The 5,035-nt window shown below is 40.2% G+C and carries 4 protein-coding genes and 1 pseudogene; all 5 read right to left on the reverse strand.

Annotated elements, in window-relative coordinates; genetic code table 11:
• Positions 1-424, reverse strand: a pseudogene (locus tag AC4GME_RS17135) (porin); the annotation flags it as partial.
• A 143-nt stretch (positions 425-567) separates the two neighbouring features.
• Positions 568-2,229, reverse strand: a complete 1,662-nt coding sequence (ushA, locus tag AC4GME_RS17140; protein ID WP_490379868.1) for a bifunctional UDP-sugar hydrolase/5'-nucleotidase UshA — start codon at positions 2,227-2,229, stop codon at positions 568-570.
• A 358-nt stretch (positions 2,230-2,587) separates the two neighbouring features.
• Complete coding sequence (fbp, locus tag AC4GME_RS17145; RefSeq protein WP_490378834.1) at positions 2,588-3,637, reverse strand: class 1 fructose-bisphosphatase; 1,050 nt, start codon at positions 3,635-3,637, stop codon at positions 2,588-2,590.
• A 161-nt stretch (positions 3,638-3,798) separates the two neighbouring features.
• The gene (gene udp, locus AC4GME_RS17150; RefSeq protein ID WP_490378833.1) at positions 3,799-4,557 is read right to left on the reverse strand and encodes a uridine phosphorylase; all 759 of its coding nucleotides are present in this window, start codon (positions 4,555-4,557) and stop codon (positions 3,799-3,801) included.
• A 56-nt stretch (positions 4,558-4,613) separates the two neighbouring features.
• Positions 4,614-5,035: transketolase-like TK C-terminal-containing protein (locus tag AC4GME_RS17155; RefSeq protein WP_490379869.1), on the reverse strand; the 422-nt coding region annotated here is incomplete at its 5' end.

Genomic DNA, 5,035 nt, shown 5'->3' on the forward strand with positions numbered 1-5,035 from the left:
CTACTGTGGTATCAAAGGTAAAATCACCAAATTTATCGTAATCATCCAGTGCGGTATCTGTTAAACCGAATTCAACAGCATGGTTATCGGTAATGTGGTAACCGATAAACATTTTATCGATGCTCAGTACCATATCACCCGAACCGTATTTCCAGTTTTCACGTTCGTAATCAAGCTCTAGACGGTAATAAACTGACTGATAATTACCTTTAACGCCCATTGTTGCAAAACTGTCATCTACGTAGCTTTTGTCTTGGAAATATTCAGCATATTCATAGTTAGGGCTAATGTGTCCGCCCACACCGACTTCACCATATAGCTTTAGGCTGTCTCCATTATCTTTTTCATAGATAGTGGCGGCTTGTGTATTTACCCCTACAAACAGTGCAGAGAGAGCTATGCAAAGGGCTGTTTTTTTAAACATTTTGTTATCCTTAATTAATGTTATATGCACGTTATTGTGCGCTTTTATAGTAAATTGTAAGTAAGTAATCACTTCTGTCTCCGACTGTAAAAAAAACTATAACAGCACTAGGGTCGAGAGTGGCTACTTACTTAATTAATTTGTTATTGGTAAGTTATTTCATTTTTTGGAGCAAAATCAGCTATATCAAGTGGTGAGTTTGCCTGGATGTAGTCTTTCAATACTTCAGCATCTACATAACCTGTGTTGACATAGGATGGATGAGCTGTGATTTTCGGGTAACCGTCACCACCTGCTGCATTAAATGATGGAATTGTGAAACGATATGTGGCGCTTAGATCAAGCGGTTTTCCGGCAATAACAACGTTTGTTACCTGTTTATTTGCGACAGTCATTGAAATGCCTGCAAATTGTGCATAGGCACCGGAGTCTTTGCTTTTGGTGGCAACTTCGTTCAGGTAATTAATGACTTCATTACCTGTCATATCGACATAAGTGATCGTATTGCCAAATGGCTGCACGGTTAATACGCCTTTATAAGAGATCTCACCCGCTTCAAGAGAAGCTCGAACACCACCTGAGTTCATAATTGAAAAGTCAGATTTAGCGCGCTGCATATGCGCAGTGGCAATTAAACGTCCTAAGTTAGTCTGATTATTACGCACGATATTTCGTTCGCCTTGCAGTAAACCATTGCTTTGACCGATAACAATACTTAATGCTGCTTCGCCTTTTTCCTGGAATGGTTTTAGTGTGTTTAATACAGACTGGTCTTGTGCTATTTCATCTTGAATAAATACGCGAACCTTTTTACCTTCAGCATTTTTAACTTTTTTCTTCAAATTTACCGGAATCAGGTTATATGACTGCAGAGTGAATTCACCATTTTTAAAAGTGTAATCTGCACGACCTACATATTTCCCCCATTCATAGGCTTGTACGATATAGGTGCCATTCTGCACATCTGGTTTACATGATTGACCCGGTTTAAAGTCAGCGTATTGGTTAGGGCCTTCCATACATACAGGCTCTTGAGAGTGGCCGCCGATTATCATATCCAGGGAGCCTTCCTCAAGATAACGAGCTAGTTGTACATCACCTGGAGCATTAGAGCCATTGTCACCATTGAGGTAATGTCCCATATGGGTGGTTGCAATGATTACGTCGGGGCTATGTTTGCTTTTGATTTCAGCAATAACACGTTTTGCTTCAACTTTTGGATCGGTAAATTTAACTTGTTTGATGTATTCCGGATTACCAATTTTGGCTGTGTCTTCAGTGGTTAAACCGATAACGGCAATCTTTACGCCATTTTTATTAAAGATTTTATAAGCATCAAACATGCGTTTGCCGTCTTTGTAGATATTGGCGGCAAGGAAGGGGAAGTCTGCCCAATCGGCTTGTTTTGCCAGTACATCAAGCGGATTATCAAACTCATGATTACCGACTGCCATCGCGTCATAGCCAATCATATTCATACCGATAAAATCGGGCTGCGCATCTAGCAGATCAGACTCAGGGACACCTGTATTAATATCTCCACCAGATAAAAGTAGCAGTGAACCACCTTTAGCTTGTACTTCAGAGCGGATATTATTAATCAGAGTGGCGCGTGCAGCCATGCCGCGTTCTCCATATTTATTCTGCCAGAAATTGCCGTGGTTATCATTGGTATGCAGAATGGTAAGCTTATAGTCTTGATCTTTAATCCACTCATGCTGAGCTGTTTCAGCCAATGCTGAACTTGAGCATCCTGCTGCGATAACTAATGCTAAGCTTGCGAGTGTAAAACGTTTGTTATTCATAAATTTCATCCATTAAATTAAATCAATTTTCTAATAAATAGTGTCCAAATTATTACTATTTATAAAAATGCCGCGCTTTGAATAGGTTCAGTTTATTTACTAAGCAACTAAGAAAATGAGAGGTAACTCAATAGAATAAATATTTCTCATTGATTATTTGTTCAGTTTACAAAATCTGTTGTTTACTTGGTGTTTATCTGTTTTTGAGCTGTTAACGCGATTTTTTTATGGATAAATAGCAGCGGTTCTGTTGCTTTTTGCTGAGAGGGGGAGATTATTTTATGAAGGGGGATCCAAACTGCCTAATAATAATATTCAGGCAGTTTGGCACATTTAAAAGGAGAGTATTTTAAATGTGTTAAGCGATTAACTTTTTAGCTTTTTCACTCTCTGTTGTGGTTTTGCTTTCAGGAGAGTATTGCTCCATCATTGTTTCTGCTTTTTCTACCATATTCGTGCTTCCGCAGAAAAATGGAACCCGCTGATGCAGCTCCGTCGGCTCAATATCCATGATACGTTTAAAGCCATCACTTGCTTTACCGCCAGCTTGTTCGACCAAAAATGCCATCGGATTACATTCATACAATAATCTCAGTTTTCCTTTTGGTGTCGATGCGGTGGATGGATAGATATAAATGCCGCCTTTTAATAAATTACGGTGAAAATCAGAAACCAGAGAGCCGATATAACGAGAGGTATAAGGGCGGTTTGTTGGCTGATCTATTTCCTGGCAGAATTTCAGGTATTTTTTTACACCATCAGGAAACTTAAGGTAATTACCTTCGTTGATAGAGTAGGTTTGGCCACTTTCCGGAATGCGTATATTTTCATGGGAAAGGTAAAACACCCCAAGAGAAGGATCACAAGTAAAGCCGTGAACACCATGCCCTGTGGTATAAACGAGCATGGTTGATGAACCGTAAACAACATAGCCGGCCGCAACTTGGCAGTGGCCAGGTTGTAAAAAATCTTCTAATGTTGTTTGTTTGCCCTGGGGGCTGACGCGACGATAAATTGAGAAAATCGTGCCAACAGATACATTGACATCAATATTTGTTGAGCCATCAAGAGGATCCATTAATACAACATATTTGCTGTTTACACCTCGCTCACTGTCAAAAATGATAAATTCATCTTCTTCTTCGGATGCAATACCACAAACTTCGCCACGCGCTTCGAGTGCCGCTTTAAATGTTTCGTTTGCGTACAGATCCATTTTTTGCTGCACTTCACCTTGAATATTTTCAACGCCTGTAGCACCTATAATATCAACTAATCCAGCTTTATTGATTTCTCTATTTACCACTTTTGTGGCTAATAGGATTGAACTGAGTAAGGATGATAATTCACCGCTAGCTTCAGGGAAATCCTGCTGTTTTTCAATTATGTATTCGCCAAGTGTGATCATGTGTTTCCCTTATGATGGTCAATAGCTTTATTTATAGTGATCAGTTTTCAGGACTGTACTGAAATATTCCCTGTTGCAAGAAATATTTAAGTAAAGTGAATCTTAATTTCGTTGAAGTTATATAACCCACTTCCATATTAGAAGTGGGTTATAAGGATGATTTAAACTAGCAGTTTTTTCGCCGCCGCAACTACAATCGAGATTGCGCTAACTTCAGTTTTCTTCATTGTCGCTTCATCAGGAATCTCCTGCTGAGTACGGTTTACAATCACACCGGCAACACATGCCGCACGCCAGCCTTGTGAAGCACACATGGTAAATAGCGTCGATGATTCCATCTCATAGTTAAGTACGCCAAGATCCTGCCACTCCTGCATTGAACCTTTAAACTGACGAGTGATACGACCTGAAACTGTATCGTAACGTTCCTGGCCAGGGTAGAAAGTATCAGAAGATGCAGTAACCCCGATATGCGGTTCAACACCTGCATCACGACAAGCCGCAACCATTGCAGTTGTACATTCAAAGTTTGCTACCGCTGGAAATTCCATTGGCGCAAAATGCAGACTCGCGCCATCAAGACGAACAGAAGCTTGCGTGACAATCACATCGCCAACATTTACTTGCGGCTGAATTGCACCCGTTGTACCAACACGTAAGAAGGTAGTGACACCTAGTTGAGCTAGCTCTTCTACCGCAATAGAGGTTGACGGGCCGCCAATACCAGTTGAACAGATAACAACGGCTTTACCATCGATATAAGCAAGGTAGCTGGTATATTCGCGGTGACTTGCAAGGAATGTTGCACCTTCCATCAGTTCTGCGATTTTTTTAACACGTTCAGGATCGCCTGGTACAATTGCCAAGCTCGCCCCGTCTAACATTTTTTTAGTTAACCCTAAATGAAATACATCTGACATAATTAAAACTCCTTCAATTATTGATAATAAAATTTCTTTTTAGTACTTAAACTTGCTTATAAAGCATTAGCTGTATTGATGATATTTTCAACCGTGAAACCGAACATTTTAAATAACTGTTCAGCAGGTGCTGATTCGCCAAATGTTGTCATACCGATAACTTTGCCGTTCAGACCTACATATTTGTACCAGTAATCCGCAATACCCGCTTCAATTGCAATACGTTTAGTAACGCTAGCCGGTAATACAGACTCTTTGTAATCTGCGCTTTGTGTTTCAAAAACATCTGTACAAGGAATAGAAACAACACGTACCGCTTTACCTTGCGCTGTCAGTTCATTGTAAGCTTCAACTGCAAGCTGTACTTCTGAACCCGTTGCAATCAAGATAATCTCAGCAGGCGTAGCTGAATCTAATAGTACATAACCGCCTTTAGCTACATCAGCTAGCTGCTGTGCATCACGAGGCTGAGGTTTGA

It is taken from the genome of Psychromonas sp. (assembly GCF_983033635.1).

Bases quoted from the DNA above. Each gene is read 5' to 3' on its own strand.
- ushA (WP_490379868.1), bottom strand. From the start codon at position 2,229: ATGAATAACAAACGTTTTACACTCGCAAGCTTAGCATTAGTTATCGCA.
- fbp (WP_490378834.1), bottom strand. From the start codon at position 3,637: ATGATCACACTTGGCGAATACATAATTGAAAAACAGCAGGATTTCCCT.
- udp (WP_490378833.1), bottom strand. From the start codon at position 4,557: ATGTCAGATGTATTTCATTTAGGGTTAACTAAAAAAATGTTAGACGGG.